An 18,051-nucleotide genomic window follows, 5' to 3' on the forward strand; every position below is an offset into this window, starting at 1 on the left:
GGTTCCTTGTCTGGTTGGTCCCGCGGGGGCGGGGGTGGCGGTGATATATATTCATGTTGGCGAATGTGAAGAGTCGCGCAAGGCTTGTCTCACGATTTCGGGAAGAAATAGCGGGATGGCGCGCGAAATGGCAGTAGAAAAGGGGCGCAGGCGGAAAAGTTCTTGCAATGTTCCTGCTTTTCGGTTGGAGACTCGCCTGCGGTAAACTATTTCTTAATCACCGTGGGTCCGGGGGTGGTGTATGGCCGAGTTGAAACAGATCGAGGTGCGCGGCGCGCGCGAGCATAACCTCAAGAATATCGACGTGGACATTCCCCGCGATCAGCTGGTGGTGATCACCGGTCTGTCGGGCTCGGGCAAGTCGTCGCTGGCGTTCGACACGATCTATGCCGAGGGCCAGCGCCGTTATGTCGAGAGCCTGTCGGCCTATGCGCGGCAGTTCCTCGACATGATGGAAAAGCCCGATGTCGATCACATCAGTGGCCTGTCGCCCGCCATTTCCATCGAGCAGAAAACCACCAGCAAGAACCCGCGCTCGACCGTCGGCACCGTGACCGAGATCTACGACTATATGCGCCTGCTGTTCGCGCGGGTCGGCACCCCCTATAGCCCCGCCACCGGCAAGCCGATCGAGGCGCAGCAGGTGCAGGACATGGTCGACCGGATCATGGCGATGGAGGAGGGCACGCGCGCCTATCTGCTGGCCCCGATTGTGCGTGACCGCAAGGGAGAGTATCGCAAGGAATTCCTGGAACTGCGCAAGCAGGGCTTTCAGCGGGTCAAGGTGGATGGCGCCTTTCACGAACTCGAAGAGCCGCCCGTGCTGGACAAGAAATTCCGCCATGACATCGACGTTGTGGTCGACCGGATCGTCGTGCGCGAGGGGCTGGAAACCCGTCTGGCCGACAGTCTGCGCACCGCGCTGGATCTGGCCGACGGCATCGCCATTCTGGAAACCGCACCCAAAGAGGGCGACCCCGAGCGCATCACATTCAGCGAAAATTTCGCCTGCCCGGTGTCGGGCTTCACCATCCCCGAGATCGAGCCGCGGCTGTTCTCGTTCAACGCGCCCTTCGGGGCCTGCCCCGATTGCGACGGGCTGGGGATGGAGTTGTTCTTTGACGAACGCCTGGTCGTGCCCGATCAGGCGCTGCGCCTTTATGACGGGGCGCTGGCGCCCTGGCGCAAGGGCAAGTCGCCCTATTTTCTGCAAACGATCGAAGCCATCGCCCGCCATTACGAGTTCGAGAAGAATACCCCGTGGAAGGATCTGCCCGCGCATGTGCAGCAGGTATTCCTCTATGGGTCTGGCGAGGAAGAGATCGATTTCCGCTATGACGAGGGCGGCCGCGTCTACCAGATCAAGCGCAACTTCGAGGGCGTGATCCCGAACATGGAGCGCCGCTATCGCGAGACCGATTCAAACTGGGTGCGCGAGGAATTCGAGCGGTTCCAGAACAACCGCCCCTGTCACACCTGCGAGGGCTATCGCCTGCGGGCCGAGGCGCTGGCGGTGAAAATTGCCGGGCTGCATGTCGGGCAGGTGGTGCAGATGTCGATCCGCGAGGCCTATGACTGGTGCCTGACGGTGCCCGATCACCTGACCGCGCAGCGCAATGAAATCGCCCGCGCGATCCTGAAAGAGATCCGCGAGCGGCTGGGATTCCTGAACAATGTCGGGCTGGAATATCTGACGCTGTCGCGCAGTTCGGGCACCTTGTCGGGCGGCGAAAGCCAGCGTATCCGCCTGGCCAGCCAGATCGGGTCGGGCCTGACCGGGGTGCTTTATGTGCTCGACGAACCGTCGATCGGGCTGCATCAACGCGACAACGGGCGGCTGTTGCAGACGCTCAAGAACCTGCGCGATCAGGGCAACACGGTGATCGTGGTCGAACATGACGAAGAGGCGATCCGCGAGGCCGATTTCGTGCTGGATATCGGCCCCGGCGCCGGTGTGCATGGCGGGCAGATCGTGTCGCAGGGCACGCCAGCGGAAATCGCCGCCGATGCGGCCTCGGTCACCGGACAGTATCTGTCGGGCACGCGCGAGATCCCCGTTCCGGCCAAGCGCCGCAAGGGCAAGAAGGGCAAGGCTGTGACGGTCGTGCGCGCCACCGGCAACAACCTGCGCGATGTGACGGTCGATTTCCCGCTGGGCAAGTTCGTCTGCGTCACCGGCGTGTCAGGCGGGGGCAAGTCGACGCTGACGATTGAAACGCTGTTCAAAACGGCCTCGATGCGGCTGAACGGCGCGCGCCAGACCCCCGCGCCGTGCGAGACCATCAAGGGGCTAGAGGCGCTGGACAAGGTGATCGACATCGACCAGCGCCCGATCGGGCGGACCCCGCGATCGAACCCCGCCACCTATACCGGGGCCTTCACGCCCATCCGCGACTGGTTCGCCGGTCTGCCCGAGGCCAAGGCCCGCGGCTATAAGCCGGGGCGGTTCAGTTTCAACGTCAAGGGCGGCCGCTGCGAGGCCTGCCAGGGCGATGGTGTCATCAAGATCGAGATGCATTTCCTGCCCGATGTTTATGTCACTTGCGAGACCTGCAAGGGCGCGCGATATAATCGCGAGACTTTGGAAATTAAGTTCAAAGGCAAAAGCATAGCTGACGTTCTTGATATGACGGTTGAAGATGCGCAAGAGTTCTTCAAGGCCGTTCCCAGCATCCGCGACAAGATGGATGCGCTGATGCGTGTGGGGCTGGGTTATATCAAGGTCGGGCAACAGGCGACCACCCTGTCGGGCGGCGAGGCGCAGCGGGTCAAGCTGTCGAAAGAGCTGGCCAAACGGGCCACGGGCCGCACGCTTTATATCCTCGACGAGCCCACGACAGGTCTGCATTTCGAGGATGTACGCAAGCTGCTTGAGGTGCTGCACGAGCTGGTGGATCAGGGCAACTCGGTCGTGGTGATCGAGCATAACCTTGATGTCATCAAGACCGCAGACCACATCATCGATATCGGCCCCGAGGGCGGCGATGGCGGTGGAATGGTGGTTGCGACTGGCACGCCCGAAGAGGTGGCCGAGGTCGAGGCCAGCCATACCGGGCGTTATCTCAAGGACATTCTGAACGCGCGAAAAGTGGCGGCGGAATAGGCGCCGCACATTGCCTTGCCCAAGGTCGGGCATGTGGTCGACGGCCACGGATGTTATAGCCGTGGACCGCGTTCATTGCCCGTAAGGCGGCTGCCCGAGGCAGTTACCGTAGAGGTATGTGCCTATTCCATCAGGTCGGCAATCGCGCCGATCAGGTTCAGAACCTTGCGTGTCTCGGGATCGACCCGCAGCACATAGCCATCGCGGTGATAGTAGGTGCCACGCGGATCCAGACCATAGCGGTCGGGGTAGAGGATGCGCACATAGTCGTCATCTTCGAAATGGTCACCGGGGTGATAGTCGACGCCCTTTTTCGCCTGCCCCGGCGGCACGCAGGGTGGGTTTTTCTTGGCCAGTCCGGGCGGGCAATGGCCCGGCCCGGCGAGGGACACGACAGGTGTCATGGCAAGGGCGGTGGCGGCGATCAGGGCGGGCAAAAGGCGCATGGGTGTCTCCATTGGTTGCCCATAAAGAAAGGGCCGGCGCTGGAATTGTCCAGTGCCGGCCCCGGTCTTGCGCGGAAACCCGCGCGAGCGTCAGTTTTTCTTCATCGGGCAGCTGTTGAGGCCCAGGATCGAATAGACCGGGCAGCTCGACATCAGGCCGGTGGCCAGCGGCACGATCCCGATCAGATAGAGCCAGCGCATGCCGGCGTCGGCGTTCAGGAAGAACCCGACCAGCAGAGCAAGGCCAACGACGATACGCAGAATGCGGTCGATGCCGCCAACGTTTTTCTTAAGCATTTCCATTCTCCTGTCATTCCTAACGACTCGGTGTCGCGCGGTATGTCCAGGATTATGCCGCAACTGCATTGCCGCGTCTGTGACTAGGTCACGAAAGGCGCATCTATTTCGGAAAGGGCGATCAGGGCAGGGCGGTTGACGATGGTCACGATGCCGCGATCAAGCTGCACCAGCCCGCGTTTGGCCATCGCGTCCAACCGGCGCGAGACCACCTCGCGGGCCGATCCGATGCGGGTGGCCAGCTCGGCATGGGTGGCGCGCACGATGTCGTCCTGGGACTGATCCAGCAGGGCGGCGGCCAGGCGGCTTTCGACCTTTTGAAAGGCGACCTTTTCCAGCAGGGTCATCATGCTTTGCATGCGGGTGGCGAAGGCGCCAAAGACGAAATGGCGAAATGCGGCAGAGCTGTCCATCAGCGCCAGGAACATGTCGCGCGGCACAAAGACCAGCTCGACCTCGGAGGTGGTCAGCGCCTCGCCGGTATAATCGGCGCCGCCCAGCAGGCCCAGCGTCGACTGGACGCAGGATTGGCCGGGCTCGACGGCATAAAGCAGGATGTCGCGACCGGTGGGGCCGGTCAGATAGACCTCGACCCGGCCGCGCAGCACGATGGCAAAGCCACGCGCGGCCTCGCCGGGGTGAAACAGGGCCTGGCCCTTGGGCAGGGTGGCCGCTGGCAGGGTATCAAGCGTGGCGCGCGCGGGCGCTTCGAGCTGTTCCAGCCCTTCGGCCCGCGCCGCCCATCCCATCAGCCGCGACCGCGCTTTTCGAACCGGGGCAGCATGGCGCTAAAGTCGCGGCCCTTGCCGTCTTCGGTCTCGACAAAGGTGGTGTAGAGCGCGGCGGCCAGCTGACCCATCGGCGTGTCGGCATCGGCCGATTCCGCCGCCTGCTGCGACAAGCGCAGGTCTTTCAGCATCAGCTCGGCGGCAAAGCCGGGCTTATAACCGTTGTCGGCGGGGCTTTGCGGGCCGACGCCGGGGGCGGGGCAATAGGCGTTCATGGACCAGCTATAGCCCGAACTGGTGGAAACGACATCAAACATTTTCGCGCGGTCCAGGCCCAGCTTGTCGGCCAGGGCAAAGGCCTCGCAGGTGGCGATCATGGTGACGCCCAGGATCATGTTGTTACAGATCTTGGCGGCCTGGCCCGCGCCCGAGGCGCCGCAATGCACGGCCTTTTGGCCCATGATGTCGAACAGGGGCTTGGCGATCTCGAACGCCGCGTCCGAGCCGCCCGCCATGAAGGTCAGCGTGCCCGCGGCGGCGCCGCCGACACCGCCCGACACGGGCGCGTCCATGCCCAACACGCCTGCGGCCTCGGCCTGGGTGGCCACGGCGCGGGCGCTGTCGACATCGACGGTCGAGCAGTCGAGGAACACCGCGCCCTGATCCATCACCGGGATGATCTGGTCGGCCACCGCGCGCAGGATCGCACCGTTGGGCAGCATGGTCACGACGACCTGTTGGCCCTTTGCGGCGGCTTCGGCGCTGTCGGCCTTGGTGACGCCCTCGGGGCAGGGGGCGGTGAGGTCAAAGCCCGTCACCTCGTGGCCAGCCGCGGCCAGGTTGGTGGCCATCGGCCCGCCCATGTTGCCCAGTCCGATAAATCCGATTTTCATGCCAGCTCCTCCTCAAGCTTGAGTCCTTGTGCCCCCAGTGGCATCAGCATCCGGCTGACGTCGATGCCCAGCACCGTTTCCATGTCGGAATGCTGCCAGCGGGGGGATTTGTCCTTGTCGATAATGGCCGCGCGGATGCCTTCGATAAAGTCACCCTCTTCGGCCGAGCGATAGGTAAAGCGATATTCCTGCCGCAAGGCGGCGCGAATGGTGTCCTTGCCGCGCAGCCGGTGCAGCATCTCGATGGTGCAGGCCATCGAAAGCGGGCTGTTGCGGCCCAGCATTTTCAGCGTGGCGGCGGCGAAATCACTGTCTTCGGCGCGCAGCGACCGGGCGATGTCGCCCATGGTCTCGCCGCCGAAATGCGCGTCGATCTGCGGGCGCAGGGCGGCCAGCGGGGCCTGGGGGGCGGGCTGAGCCGCGCGGTCGACGGCCGAGGGATCGCCGGTCTTTTCCAGCTCTGCGATCAGGGCGGGCCAGCTGGCCTCGGGGATATAATAGTCGGCGAACCCCACAAGGATCGCGTCACCCGGCCCCATGCGGCCCGCGGTGGTGCCCAGGTATTCGCCCAGGCGCCCCGGTGCGCGCGACAGGATCAGCATACCGCCCACGTCGGGCACCAGGCCGATGCCGCATTCGGGCATGGCAACCTGGCTGGTGTCGCCGACGATACGGTGGCTGCCGTGACAGCCTACACCGACGCCCCCGCCCATGGTAAAGCCCTGCATCAGGCTGACCACGGGTTTGGGATATTCGAACAGCTTGGCGTTCATGCGGTATTCGTCGCGCCAGTATTTGCGGCCATATTCATAGTCGCCCGCCTTGGCGGTTTCATACATGACTGCGATGTCGCCGCCGGCGCAAAAGGCGCGCTCGCCCACGGCGTCGATGACGATCAGCGCGACATCGTCGTCGTCGCGCCAATCGTCCAATGCGGCTTCGATCGCCAGGCACATGTCATAGGTCAGGGCGTTGAGCGCCTCTGGCCTGGTCAATGTGATCCGCCCGGCCCGTGCGACCTTGCGAATATCGATGTCTGGCATCAGCCGCGATCCTCCAGCAACGAGCGCGCGACGATCAGGCGCATGATCTCGTTGGTGCCTTCCAGGATCTGGTGCACGCGCAGGTCGCGCACGATTTTCTCGATGCCGTAATCGGCCAGGTAGCCGTAACCGCCATGCAGCTGCAGACAGTCATTGGCCACGTCAAAGGACACGTCCGTGACGTATTGCTTGGCCATGGCGCAGAACTTGGTCGCGTCAGCGGTTTTCTGGTCCAGCTTCCAGGCGGCCTGACGCAGGAAGGTGCGGGCCGATTGCAGCTTGACCTCGTTGTCGGCCAGGCGGAATTGCAGCGCCTGGAACTGGTCGAGGGTTTTGCCAAAGGCCTTGCGCTCGCCCATATAGGTCACGGCAGCATCCAGCGCAGCCTGTGCGCCGCCTAGGGCCGAGGCCGCGATATTCAGGCGGCCGCCGTCGAGGCCGGCCATGGCATAGCTAAAGCCGCGGCCTTCTTCGCCGACCAGGTTTTCGGCGGGAATGGCGCAATCGTCGAACTGCACCTGCGCCGTGGGCTGCGATTTCCAGCCCATCTTGTGTTCCAGCGCGCCAAAGCTGAGGCCGGGGGTGCCGTCCTCGACCACCACGGTCGAGATGCCCTTGGGGCCGTCCTGACCGGTGCGGCACATCACGACATAGGCGTCGGAATAGCTGCCGCCCGAGATGAACGCCTTGGTGCCGTTCAGCACATAGCCGTCATTGGTCTTGGCGGCGCGGGTGCGCAGCGAGGCCGCATCACTGCCCGAGCCGGGCTCGGTCAGGCAGTAGGAAAAGATCTTGGTCATCGAGCAGAGATCAGGCAGCCATTTCTGCTTGGTCTCGTGCGAGCCGAACTTGTCGATCATGCCGCCGCACATGTTGTGGATCGACAGCAGTGACCCGACCGAGGGGCAGGACATGGCCAGAGCCTCGAACACCAGAGTGGCATCCAGCCGGTTCAGGCCAGATCCGCCATACTCCTCAGAGACATAGACGCCGCCCAGGCCCAGCTCGGCCACTTTCGACCACAGCTCTTTGGGGATGGTGCCCTGATTTTCCCATTCGCGGGCATTTGGCGCGATATGTTCGGCCCCGAAATCGCGGGCCATTTCAAAAATCGCTTCCTGCTCTTCGCTGAGTGCAAAATCCATGTGATCCTCCGCTGGCGTCAAAAATTGAACGGATGTTAATTTAAGACTGTTGCACAAGTTTTGCAGGCCGAAACATGCAAAGGCAAGTGGAGGATTTTCAAAGCCGTTTTGCTAAATTACCCGAACCTGTGCGCCGACGGGCACCAGGTCGAACAATTCGGCGATTTTGTCGTTGTAAAGACCGATACAGCCCGAGGACGACCGGCGCCCGATCTTGCGCGTGTCATGGGTGCCGTGGATCAGGTAGGCGGGCCAGCTGAGATAGAGCGCATGTGTGCCCAGCGGGTTGCCGGGGCCTGCGGGCATGAATTCGGGCAGGCTGGGGTCGCGCTCGCGCATGCTGGTGGTTGGGGTCCAGGTCGGGCCGACCTTCTTGCGCACGACCTCGGTGTAGCCGCGCTTGGTCAGGTCTTCGCTCATCGGCACCGAGGTGGGGTAGAGGCGATAGTCCGCCCCATCGGCCGACCAGAAATGCAGCGCCCGCGAGGTGGTATCGGCCAGCAGGGTCACGCGGCCAAGGCTGTCGAAATGGTCTTGCCAGTTCTGGGTGGCAAAGCTGGACACGTTATGGCGGGTGGGGGCCGGCTCGTCGGGGCCTGCGGTCAGCGCCTGGGCGCGCAGGATCGACGGCGCGGCGATCAGGCCGGCGCTTGCGGTCAGGAAATGGCGGCGGGAAAGGGTCATCGGGCTGCTCCTTTTCTTTTGCGCCTGACTGTCAGGTCAGCGCATCCGGGTCCACTCAAATCCCCGTGTGTGGCGGGTTACAGCCCGTTCTGGAACTCGTCGATCAACAGGCGCACCACGTCGCGCAGCGCCTCGCGATCCTCTTTGCCATCGGCCAGCGCGGCCTCGTAGGTGCGGCGCTGGCGGTCGGCGCTGGTGCCATGGGCGATGATGTCGCGGGTGGCCTGCAATTCGGACAGGCATCCCAGCGCGGCGGCATCCTCGGACAAAAGCTCGATCATTTCCTCGACCAGTGCGGCCATCGGCGTGATGCAGCCCTGGCCCAGGTCGATCAGCCCCTCGGTGATGCCGTAACGCTGGGCGCGCCAGCGGTTTTCGGCGATCAGGAACGGATCATAGAGGCGCCATTGCTGGTTGCGCTGTTTCAGCCGGTACAGCATCCGTGCCATGCATTGCGCCAGCGCCGCCAGCGACAGGGCGTGTTCCAGCTTGGGGCTGACGTCGCAGATCCGCACCTCGAGCGTGGGGAACCGGGCCGAGGGGCGCAGGTCCCACCAGATCTTGCTGCTGTCCTCGATCAGGTTCAGGTCGATCAGCGTGTCGACCATCTGGCGATAATGGTCCCAGCTTTGGGCGCGCGGCGGCAGGCCGGTGCGGGGCAGGTTGTCGAACACGGTCAGGCGATACGAGGCCAGGCCGGTGTCGATGCCCTGCCAGAACGGCGACGAGGTGCTGAGCGCCAGCAAGTGCGGCAGGAAATACGACATCTGGTTCATCAGGTCGATGCGGTCGGATTCGTCGTCGATGCCGATATGAACATGCATGCCGCAGATCAGCATCCGCCGCGCGACGCCGGCCAGCAGCTTGCTCAGCTCGTTATAGCGCTGCTTGTCGGTATGGTGCTGCTGTTTCCAGTCGGCAAAGGGGTGGCACGAGGCGGCGATCGGGGCCAGGCCGTGTTTGTCGGCGATGCGGGCGACGGTGCGGCGCAGGTGGCGCAGGTCGTCGCGGGCCTCGGACACGGTCTTGCAGACATGAGTGCCGATCTCGACCTGGCATTGCAGGAACTCGGGGCTGAACTGGCCGGCCAGTTCGGCGGTGCATTCCTCCATCAGCTCGGCCGGCGCCATGGCCAGGGCGCAGGTCTCTTTGTCGACCAGCAGGTATTCCTCTTCGACGCCGATGGTGAAGGCGGGCATTGTTTTGGCCATGGGTGTGTCCCCCTGTTTTTGGCAGGTAAGCAAAGCCTTGGCCGCAGGTCCAGCGTTTAACCGTCGCAGGGACGGAAAATGGCGGCCTCTCGCGGGCTCTTGCGCGACTCGCGGCGGCGCAGTAATGGCGCGCGTGTTGCATCGTCCGGCGGCGCAGGGTCCGTCCGGACCGGCACCTTTCCGACAGTGTGATGATGGCTCTGACAGAGTTTGACTGCACCCAATGTGGCGCCTGCTGTTTTGGTGGGCATGACCGCTATATCGTTCTGCTTGAACAGGACACCAACCGTAACATTCCGCCCGCACTGACCAATGAGATCGACGGCCGGCGCTATATGAAGATGCAGAACGGGCATTGCGCGCAGCTTTGCGCGGCGCCCGGCGGCCAGCTGAACTGTGGCGTTTACGACCAGCGGCCCGAGGCGTGTCGGGCGTTCCGTTCGGGCAGTTTCGAATGCACCCGCGCCAGGATGCATCGGATGGCGCAGGCGGATGCCATGCGCATTGTTGCCGGATCAGGGATTATGCCTGGGGCAGAGGTGGCATAGCGCAAATAGCGCGAACAATGCCCATGTGCCGCTGCGGAATGTGGCGAAAATTTGTCTTTCTTAGTGATCAGTAAACTGCGTAAATATTCGCGCTTATGTTCCCGTCATGCCATTTCGTATGCGCGGGAGGTATCTAGTATTAACGGATGGGGGTTTAGATGAACCGAATTGCACTTAAATCCGCGATTGCGGCGCCGTTTGTCGCTGCGGTTGCCATGGCTGGCGCGAGCGCCGCCTCGGCTGCGGAAATCACGTTTGACCTGGCTGGCGGCGGTGGCTGGACCGCCGGGTCGTATTCCTGGACGGATATCGGCAGCGGAGTTTCGCTGACCGCGACCGGGCATCTGGAAAATGCAGATGGCAGTTTTGGCAATCAGGTCTGGCTGGGCCAGTGGGGCAACGGTCTGGGCGTCGGGGTTGACTCGAACGACCAGCATTTCGTTGACAGCACGGGCCCGGATGAGCTGATCAAGCTGTCGTTCTCGGCTGCCGTATCGATCGTGTCGGCGACCTTTTCCTATTGGGACGGTGACGATGATTTCTCGTTCGGACGCTACACCGATGTCGGCGGCGTTCTGGGCTATACGCTGACGCTGTTTTCCAGCTGTGACGTGGTGTCCTGCGTGGGCGACGGGGGCAGCTTTGCGACCTCGGACAACCTGACCAGCTATGGCACGCATTCGCTGTTCTCGATCGGTGCGTCGGGCGATGGTGATGAATTCAAGCTCAAGTCGATCACCGTGTCCTACATGCCGCCGTCGATCGTTCCGCTGCCGGCCGGTGCGCCGCTGCTGCTGGGCGGGCTGGGTGTGCTGGCGGCCCTGCGGCGCCGCAAAAAGGCCTGAGCCAGATCTGAAAACGAAAAAAGGCGCCGTTTCCGGCGCCTTTTCTCTTTTGGGCGGGGGGTCGTTAGTCCATCGCTTTGAAGTGGAATTCGCCGCCTTCCTTGATACCCGAGAACCAGCGCGCCGTGACGGTTTTGGTTTTCGTGTAGAAACGGAATGCGTCGGGGCCGTACTGGTTGAGATCGCCAAAGCCCGATTTCTTCCAGCCGCCAAAGGTGAAGTACGACAGCGGAACCGGGATCGGGAAGTTGATCCCCACCATGCCGACATTCACGCGGCTGGCAAAGTCGCGCGCGGTGTCGCCATCGGCGGTGTAGATCGAGGTGCCGTTGCCGTATTCGTTGCCCGACACCAGGTCCAGCGCTTCCTCGTACGATTCAGCGCGGACGGTCGACAGGACGGGGCCAAAGATTTCCTCTTTGTAGATGTCCATGTCGGGGGTGACGCGGTCGAACAGGCTGGGGCCGACAAAGAAGCCGTCTTCATAGCCCTGCAGGCTGAAGTCGCGGCCGTCGATGACCAGCTCGGCGCCTTGCTTGACACCCGAGTCGACCAGGCCGTTGATGCGCTGCTTGGCGGCGGCGGTGATGACCGGGCCGAAATCGACGCCTTCACCAGCGGTGTAGGGGCCAACTTTCAGCTTTTCGATACGGGGCACCAGTGCCTCGATCAGGCGGTCGGCGGTTTCCTCGCCCACCGGCACGGCAACCGAGATCGCCATGCAGCGTTCGCCGGCCGCGCCGAAACCGGCACCCACCAGCGCGTCGGCGGCCTTGTCGAGGTCGGCGTCGGGCATGATGATCATGTGGTTCTTGGCACCGCCAAAGCACTGGGCGCGTTTGCCGTTCGCGGTGGCGCGGCTATAGATATACTGCGCGATCGAGGTCGAGCCGACAAAAGCCACGGCCTGGATGGTTTCGTTGTCCAGCAGCGCATCGACCGACTCTTTGTCGCCGTGCACAACCTGCAGCACACCCTCGGGCAGGCCGGCTTCGATGATCATCTCGGCCAGCATCATGGCGGTGGTGGGCACACGCTCGGACGGCTTGAGGATCATGGCGTTGCCACAGACCAGCGCGCCGGCCAGTTTCCACAGCGGGATCATCGCGGGGAAGTTGAACGGGGTGATGCCGGCGACCACGCCCAGGGGCTGGCGCATCGAGTAGAGGTCGATGCCGGGGCCGCCATTGTCGACGAACTCACCCTTCAGCAGGTGCGGGGCACCCATGCAGAATTCGACCACTTCCAGGCCGCGCTGAACGTCGCCGCGGGCGTCGGGCAGGGTTTTGCCGTGTTCGCGGCTGACGGCCTCGGCCAGCTTGTCCATGTCGCGGTTGATGAGGTCAGCGAACTTCATCATCACGCGGGCGCGGCGCTGGGGGTTGGTGGCGGCCCAGGCCTTCTGGGCCTCGGCGGCCTTGGCGACGGCGGCGTCGACTTCGGCTTTGGTGGCCAGCGGCACCTTGGCCTGCACTTCGCCGGTGGCGGGGTTGAAGACGTCGGCAAAGCGACCCGAGGTGCCGGCCACGTGCTGACCGTCGATGAAATGGCAGAGTTCTTGCATGGAATCCTCCTGAATATCCTGAAGACGAGAATAGCCTTGCAATTTTCAATGCAAAAGAAGCAGTATTCCAAAAAGGTTTTGCAATAATAGGGGTACGACGGGATGGAACCCAACTGGGACGATATGCGGGTCTTTCTGGCCGTGGCACGGGCCGAAAGCCTGTCGGGCGCCGGAAAAACGCTGAAACTCGACCCCGCGACCGTGGGGCGGCGCATCCAGCGGCTGGAAGAGGGGCTGGGCGTGCCGCTCTTTGCCAAGTCGCCGCAGGGCTATACCCTCAGCGCCGAGGGCGAGCGGATGCTGACCCGCGCCGAACAGGCCGAACAGGCCATCGCCCTGGCCGCCGACGAGATCACCGGGCAAGAGGGCCATATCAGGGGCGCCATCCGCATCGGGGCGCCCGATGGCTGTGCCAGCTATGTGTTGCCGCAGGTCTGTGCGCGGATCTGTGACCGCCATCCCGGGCTTGAGGTGCAGATCCTGTCCTTGCCGCGGGTCGTCAACCTGTCGCGGCGCGAGGCCGACATGGCGATCACCGTCAGCCCGCCCAATGCCGGACGTCTGACCGTTCAGAAGATCACGGATTACAAGCTGCACCTGGCCGCCAGCCGTCGCTATCTGAAACGCAGCCCGCCGATCGAAACCCTGGCGGATCTGCGCGGCCACCGCACCGTCGGCTATATTCAGGACATGATCTTTGACAAGGAACTGGACTATCTGTCAGAGGTTCCCATCGACCCGCCGCTGCTGGTGTCGAACTCTATCACCGTTCAGATGAACTATATCCGCCAGCATGCCGGGCTTGGCATCGTGCATGACTTTGCCCTGCCGACGGTGCGCAATGTGCTGCGGATTCTGACCGATCAGCTGTCGCTGACCCGGTCGTTCTATCTGGTTCGTCATGCTGATGACCGCAAGGTCGAGCGTCTGAACCGCTTTGCCGCCGAGCTGGTGGACGAGGTGCGGCGTGAAGTCGCGCGGCTTGAGCAGATCAATGATCGTGAAGACATGACAGTTACTTGACAGAACCTCGCCGTTAAGGCGAGGGTTGAGGAAAGCACAGGGAGGCTCGCTTACATGCAAGTTCAGCACATTCTCAAATCCAAACCCGAAGGTGGCATCATCACCATCGCTCCTGGCACGACCGTGGCGGATGCCGCTGCGATTCTGTCGCAAAAGCGGATCGGTTCGTTGGTGGTTTCGGCGGATGGTGAGACTGTCACGGGTATCATTTCCGAGCGCGACATCGTTCGCGAGTTGGGGCGCCGTGGCCCGGCCTGCATGTCGGACAAAGTCGATGACCTGATGACCAAAGAGGTGATCGGCTGCCGCATGGATCAGGACGCCCAAAGCGTTCTGCAACAGATGTCCGATGGCCGTTTCCGCCACATGCCGGTGATGGATGGCGACAAGATGGTCGGCCTGATCTCGATCGGTGACGTGGTCAAGGCCCGCCTGTCGGAACTGACGATGGAAAAAGACGCCCTGCAAGACATGATCATGGGCCGCTGAACAGCGGCCCTTGCAAAGTCTGACGTAATATTGTTGCCTTCGAGAAAACAGAACGAGGGGAACACATATGCGGATCGGCCTTTATCCCGGCACATTCGACCCGATTACACTGGGCCATATCGATATCATCAAGCGCGCGTCCACGCTGGTTGACCGCTTGGTGGTCGGTGTGGCCATCAACCGCGACAAGGGGCCGCTTTTCTCGCTGGAAGAGCGCGTTGCCATGGTCGAGGCCGAATGCGCCAAGATGACCGTGCCCGGCGGGCCGGAATTCGTTGTGCATCCGTTCGAGAACCTGCTGATCGACTGTGCCCATGACGTGGGTGCGTCGATGATCATCCGCGGCCTGCGCGCGGTGGCCGATTTCGAATATGAATTCCAGATGGTCGGGATGAACCGCGCGCTGGATTCCAGCGTCGAGACGGTGTTCCTGATGGCCGATGCGCGCCGGCAGGCGATCGCATCCAAGCTGGTCAAGGAAATCTGCCGGCTGGGGGGTGATGTGTCGAAATTCGTGCCCGACGAGGTCAACACCGCCCTGATGGAGCGGCTGCACGGCAAGGCTTAGCGCCAGAACGCCAGGTAGTCGATCAGATCGACCATCTTGCGGGCCAGGAACATGCTGGCCTGCCCATCATTTGCAACCTGATCGGCGATCAGGCCGACTGCTATCAGCAGCGCAAGGATGAGGGCGGACCGGTTGCTCATGTCAGGGCAGGGCGCGCCGGGGCGCGCCCTATGCGATCTTACTTGTTGGCCATCAGCACGGCCAGGTCGGCCATGCGGCAGCTAAAGCCCCATTCGTTGTCATACCAGGCCAGCACGCGCACCAGGCGGCCGCCGATGACCTTGGTCTGGTCGGCGGCGAAATACGAGCTTTCGGTGGTGTGGTTGAAATCGACCGACACCAGCTTTTCCTCGGTATAGCCCAGGATGCCTTTCATGGCGCCCTCGGAGGCCTCTTTGATGATGGCGTTCACGTCGGCTTCGGTCACGTCTTTCTGAGCGATGAAGGTCAGGTCAACGGCCGACACGTTCGGCGTGGGCACGCGCACGGCCGAGCCGTCGAGCTTGCCTTTCAGGGCGGGCAGCACTTCGCCCAGGGCCTTGGCGGCGCCGGTCGAGGTGGGGATCATCGACATGGCGGCGGCGCGGGCGCGATACAGGTCCTTGTGGCGGCGGTCCAGCGTCGGCTGGTCGCCGGTATAGGCGTGGATCGTGGTCATGATGCCCGATTCAATGCCGATGGCGTTGTGCAGCGCCTTGGCCACCGGGGCCAGGCAGTTGGTGGTGCACGACCCGTTCGACACCATCGTGTCGGCGGCGGTCAGCTCGTCATCGTTGACGCCCACGACCACGGTGCGGTCGACGTTCTTGGCAGGGGCCGAGATCAGCACCTTTTTCGCGCCCTGGCCCAGGTGCACCTTGGCCTTTTCGCCATCGTTGAACTTGCCGGTGCATTCCAGAACCACGTCGCAGCCCGACCAGTCCAGTTCGGTCGGCTCGTAGGTCGAGAAGACCTTCATCGGGCCGGCGCCCATATCCATCGTGTCGCCGTCGACGGTGATCTTGTTGGGGAAGCGGCCATGCACGCTGTCATAGCGCATCAGGTGGGCGGCGGTCTCGATCGGGCCGGTGGCGTTGATCTTGACGACCTTCACGTCCTCGCGGCCGGACTCGACGATATGGGCCAGGGTGCAGCGGCCGATACGGCCATAGCCATTGATGCCAACAGTGATGGTCATGTTCACAAACTCCGTGTTCGCTGATGTCGCGTTGGGGGCTGAATACCCCCGTTGCGCCGTATTAGAAAGGCGCAAAGGCGTTCGGGTGCGGGCTGTTAGCGCAAATTTCCGTGGGGTGCGGCGTGGTGGCGCTAACGCCACGGGGTGCGACCGCTAACGACTTTCTGCATTCGCAGCATGGGGAATCAATAGGGGCGCCCCGGCAGATGCGGGACGCCCCTGAATGTGGTTCACGGCCGCGATCAGAGCAGCGACTTGACCTTTTCGGCCACGGCCTCGGCGGTGATGCCGAACATTTCGTACAGCTCTTCGGCCGGGGCCGAGGCGCCAAAGCCCTGCATGCCGACGAAACCGGCCTTGGCTTCGCGGCCACGCTCGCCCAGCAGCCACTGATCCCAGCCAAAGCGCACACCGGCCTCGACGGCCACGCGCACGGGGCCCGCGGGCAGGACACGCTTGCGATAGGCCTCGGGCTGGGCCGCGAAAAGCTCCCAGCAGGGCATGGACACGACGCGGGTGCCGATGCCCTCGGCCTGCAGGATGTCGCGCGCCTTCATGGCGATCTCGACCTCAGAGCCGGTGGCCATCAGGATGGCCTGGCGCTTGCCCTCGGCCTCGGCCAGGACATAGGCGCCCTGGGCGGTCAGGTTCTTGGTGGTGTGCTGGGTGCGCACGGTCGGCAGGTTCTGGCGCGACAGGGCCAGCGTGCTGGGCGTGGTTTTCGAGGTCAGGGCGATTTCCCAGGCCTCGGCGGTTTCCACGGTGTCGGCGGGGCGGAACACGTTCATGTTCGGCGTCGCGCGCAGCATGGCGACATGTTCCACCGGCTGGTGGGTCGGGCCGTCTTCGCCCAGGCCGATGCTGTCATGGGTCATGACATAGGTCACCGGAATGCCCATCAGCGCCGACAGGCGGACCGAGCCGCGCGCATAGTCGGTAAAGCACAGGAAGGTGCCGCCATAGGGGCGCACGCCGCCATGCAGGGCCATGCCGTTCATCGCGGCGGCCATGCCGTGTTCGCGGATGCCGTAATAGACGTAACGGCCGCCCCGGTTATCGGGCATGAACACGCCCAGATCGCCGGTCTTGGTGTTGTTCGATCCGGTCAGGTCGGCCGAGCCGCCCACGGTTTCCTGCATGATCGGGTTGATCACTTCCAGCACCATCTCGCTGGATTTGCGGGTGGCGACCTTGGGGGCCTCGTCGCTGATCTGTTTCTTCAGCGCCTTGATGGTGGCCGACAGTTTCTTGGGGGCGTCCATGTCATAGGCGCGCAGGAAGTCGTTGCGCTTGGTCTGCGACAGGGTTTGCAGGCGGGCCTCCCAGGCGGCGCGCTCGGATGCGCCACGGGCGCCGATGGCCTCCCACTGGGCCTTGATGTCGGCGGGGATGTCAAAGGGGGCGTGGGTCCAGCCATAGGCGGCCTTGGTGTCGGCCACGACCTTGGCGTCGGTCAGGGCGCCGTGGCCCTTGGGCGTGTCCTGCGCGGCCGAGCCCAGGGCGATATGGGTCTTGCAGGCGACCAGCGTCGGGGTCTTGGTGCCCTTGGCGGCGGTGATGGCGCGGTGAATGTCGTCGGGGTCATGCCCGTCGCATTCGAACACCGACCAGCCCGAGGCCTCGAACCGTTTCAGCTGATCGGTCTTGTCGGCCAGATCAACGGTGCCGTCGATGGTGATGTTGTTGTTGTCCCACAGCACGATCAGCTTGCTCAGCTCGTGCTTGCCGGCAAGGCCGATGGCCTCTTGGCTGATGCCTTCCATCAGGCAGCCGTCGCCGGCGATAACATAGGTGTGGTGATCGACGATCTTCTTGCCGTAGCGCGCACGCTGGATCTCCTCGGCCATGGCGAAACCGACGGCATTCGAGATGCCCTGACCCAGCGGGCCGGTGGTGGTTTCAACGCCGGTGGCATGGCCATATTCGGGGTGGCCCGCGGTGATCGCGCCTTTCTGGCGGAAGTTCTTGATCTGCTCGATCGTCATGTCGGCATAGCCGGTCAGGTGCAGCAGCGAATAGATCAGCATCGAGCCATGCCCCGCCGACAGAATGAACCGGTCGCGGTCGGGCCAGTTGGGGGTCGAGGCATCGAATTTCAGGTGTTTCTCGAACAGAACCGTCGCAACATCGGCCATGCCCATCGGCATGCCGGAATGGCCGGAATTCGCGGCGGCGATGGCGTCAAGCGTCAGGGCGCGGATCGCGCAGGCCTTGGACCAGTGTTCGGGATGTGCTTTGGCAAGGGCTTGGATGTCCACCTGAGTGATCCTTCGATGAATACTGTTTG

18 protein-coding genes are annotated in these 18,051 nt (G+C 63.3%); 6 read left to right on the top strand and 12 right to left on the bottom strand.

Annotated features, from left to right (window positions below; all coding sequences use genetic code 11):
• Positions 1-241: 241 nt before the first annotated feature.
• Complete coding sequence (gene uvrA, locus OE856_RS02185; protein WP_263714406.1) at positions 242-3,103, top strand: excinuclease ABC subunit UvrA; 2,862 nt, start codon at positions 242-244, stop codon at positions 3,101-3,103.
• Between the two features lie 122 nt (positions 3,104-3,225).
• On the opposite strand, the gene OE856_RS02190 is transcribed toward uvrA, so the two are convergent.
• From OE856_RS02190 to OE856_RS02225, 8 genes are all read right to left on the bottom strand, one after another.
• Entirely contained in the window at positions 3,226-3,549 is a 324-nt protein-coding gene (locus tag OE856_RS02190; protein ID WP_263714407.1) for an excinuclease ABC subunit A, read from the bottom strand.
• A gap of 90 nt (positions 3,550-3,639) precedes the next feature.
• Positions 3,640-3,846 (bottom strand): DUF2892 domain-containing protein, encoded by a 207-nt coding sequence (locus tag OE856_RS02195; RefSeq protein ID WP_263714408.1) that lies wholly within the window; start codon positions 3,844-3,846, stop codon positions 3,640-3,642.
• Positions 3,847-3,929: 83 nt separating this feature from the next.
• Positions 3,930-4,595: a Crp/Fnr family transcriptional regulator gene (locus tag OE856_RS02200; RefSeq protein ID WP_263714409.1), complete on the bottom strand. Its 666-nt coding sequence runs from the start codon at positions 4,593-4,595 to the stop codon at positions 3,930-3,932.
• Positions 4,595-5,467 (bottom strand): 3-hydroxyisobutyrate dehydrogenase, encoded by an 873-nt coding sequence (gene mmsB, locus OE856_RS02205; protein WP_263714410.1) that lies wholly within the window; start codon positions 5,465-5,467, stop codon positions 4,595-4,597. Before mmsB ends, OE856_RS02200 begins: the two co-directional genes overlap by 1 nt.
• Complete coding sequence (locus tag OE856_RS02210; RefSeq protein ID WP_263714411.1) at positions 5,464-6,510, bottom strand: enoyl-CoA hydratase/isomerase family protein; 1,047 nt, start codon at positions 6,508-6,510, stop codon at positions 5,464-5,466. The genes mmsB and OE856_RS02210 overlap by 4 nt, the downstream gene beginning before the upstream one ends.
• Positions 6,510-7,655 (bottom strand): acyl-CoA dehydrogenase family protein, encoded by a 1,146-nt coding sequence (locus OE856_RS02215; protein ID WP_263714412.1) that lies wholly within the window; start codon positions 7,653-7,655, stop codon positions 6,510-6,512. Before OE856_RS02215 ends, OE856_RS02210 begins: the two co-directional genes overlap by 1 nt.
• A gap of 111 nt (positions 7,656-7,766) precedes the next feature.
• Positions 7,767-8,339 (bottom strand): L,D-transpeptidase, encoded by a 573-nt coding sequence (locus OE856_RS02220; RefSeq protein WP_263714413.1) that lies wholly within the window; start codon positions 8,337-8,339, stop codon positions 7,767-7,769.
• 77 nt (positions 8,340-8,416) lie between these two features.
• On the bottom strand, positions 8,417-9,550 hold the full coding sequence (locus tag OE856_RS02225; protein WP_263714414.1) for a carboxylate-amine ligase: 1,134 nt from the start codon (positions 9,548-9,550) through the stop codon (positions 8,417-8,419).
• A 191-nt stretch (positions 9,551-9,741) separates the two neighbouring features.
• Between OE856_RS02225 and OE856_RS02230 the strand changes: the two genes are divergently transcribed.
• The gene (locus OE856_RS02230) at positions 9,742-10,098 is read left to right on the top strand and encodes a YkgJ family cysteine cluster protein (protein WP_263714415.1); all 357 of its coding nucleotides are present in this window, start codon (positions 9,742-9,744) and stop codon (positions 10,096-10,098) included.
• A gap of 158 nt (positions 10,099-10,256) precedes the next feature.
• The gene (locus tag OE856_RS02235; protein ID WP_263714416.1) at positions 10,257-10,943 is read left to right on the top strand and encodes a VPLPA-CTERM sorting domain-containing protein; all 687 of its coding nucleotides are present in this window, start codon (positions 10,257-10,259) and stop codon (positions 10,941-10,943) included.
• 64 nt (positions 10,944-11,007) lie between these two features.
• Here the strand turns inward: OE856_RS02235 and OE856_RS02240 are convergent, their stop codons facing one another.
• Positions 11,008-12,507: a CoA-acylating methylmalonate-semialdehyde dehydrogenase gene (locus OE856_RS02240; RefSeq protein WP_263714417.1), complete on the bottom strand. Its 1,500-nt coding sequence runs from the start codon at positions 12,505-12,507 to the stop codon at positions 11,008-11,010.
• A gap of 102 nt (positions 12,508-12,609) precedes the next feature.
• On the opposite strand from OE856_RS02240, the gene OE856_RS02245 reads away from it, so the two are divergent.
• The 3 genes from OE856_RS02245 (at position 12,610) to coaD (ending at position 14,587) form a co-directional block, all read left to right on the top strand.
• Positions 12,610-13,530: a LysR family transcriptional regulator gene (locus OE856_RS02245; RefSeq protein WP_263714418.1), complete on the top strand. Its 921-nt coding sequence runs from the start codon at positions 12,610-12,612 to the stop codon at positions 13,528-13,530.
• Between the two features lie 54 nt (positions 13,531-13,584).
• Complete coding sequence (locus OE856_RS02250) at positions 13,585-14,019, top strand: CBS domain-containing protein (RefSeq protein WP_263714419.1); 435 nt, start codon at positions 13,585-13,587, stop codon at positions 14,017-14,019.
• Between the two features lie 67 nt (positions 14,020-14,086).
• Positions 14,087-14,587, top strand: coding sequence for a pantetheine-phosphate adenylyltransferase (gene coaD, locus OE856_RS02255; RefSeq protein ID WP_263714420.1), 501 nt, complete (start codon positions 14,087-14,089; stop codon positions 14,585-14,587).
• Here the strand turns inward: coaD and OE856_RS02260 are convergent.
• The 3 genes from OE856_RS02260 to tkt form a co-directional block, all read right to left on the bottom strand.
• A complete protein-coding gene (locus tag OE856_RS02260; RefSeq protein ID WP_263714421.1) occupies positions 14,584-14,727 on the bottom strand; it encodes a hypothetical protein in 144 nt (47 codons plus the stop codon). The two genes, coaD and OE856_RS02260, sit on opposite strands and share 4 nt — an antisense overlap.
• Positions 14,728-14,765: 38 nt before the next feature.
• Entirely contained in the window at positions 14,766-15,764 is a 999-nt protein-coding gene (gap, locus tag OE856_RS02265; RefSeq protein ID WP_263714422.1) for a type I glyceraldehyde-3-phosphate dehydrogenase, read from the bottom strand.
• A gap of 242 nt (positions 15,765-16,006) precedes the next feature.
• Positions 16,007-18,022 (bottom strand): transketolase, encoded by a 2,016-nt coding sequence (tkt, locus tag OE856_RS02270; RefSeq protein ID WP_263714423.1) that lies wholly within the window; start codon positions 18,020-18,022, stop codon positions 16,007-16,009.
• Between the last annotated feature and the right edge of the window lie 29 nt (positions 18,023-18,051).

The sequence above is a fragment of the Actibacterium sp. XHP0104 genome (assembly GCF_025751515.1).
GTDB lineage: Bacteria > Pseudomonadota > Alphaproteobacteria > Rhodobacterales > Rhodobacteraceae > Actibacterium_D.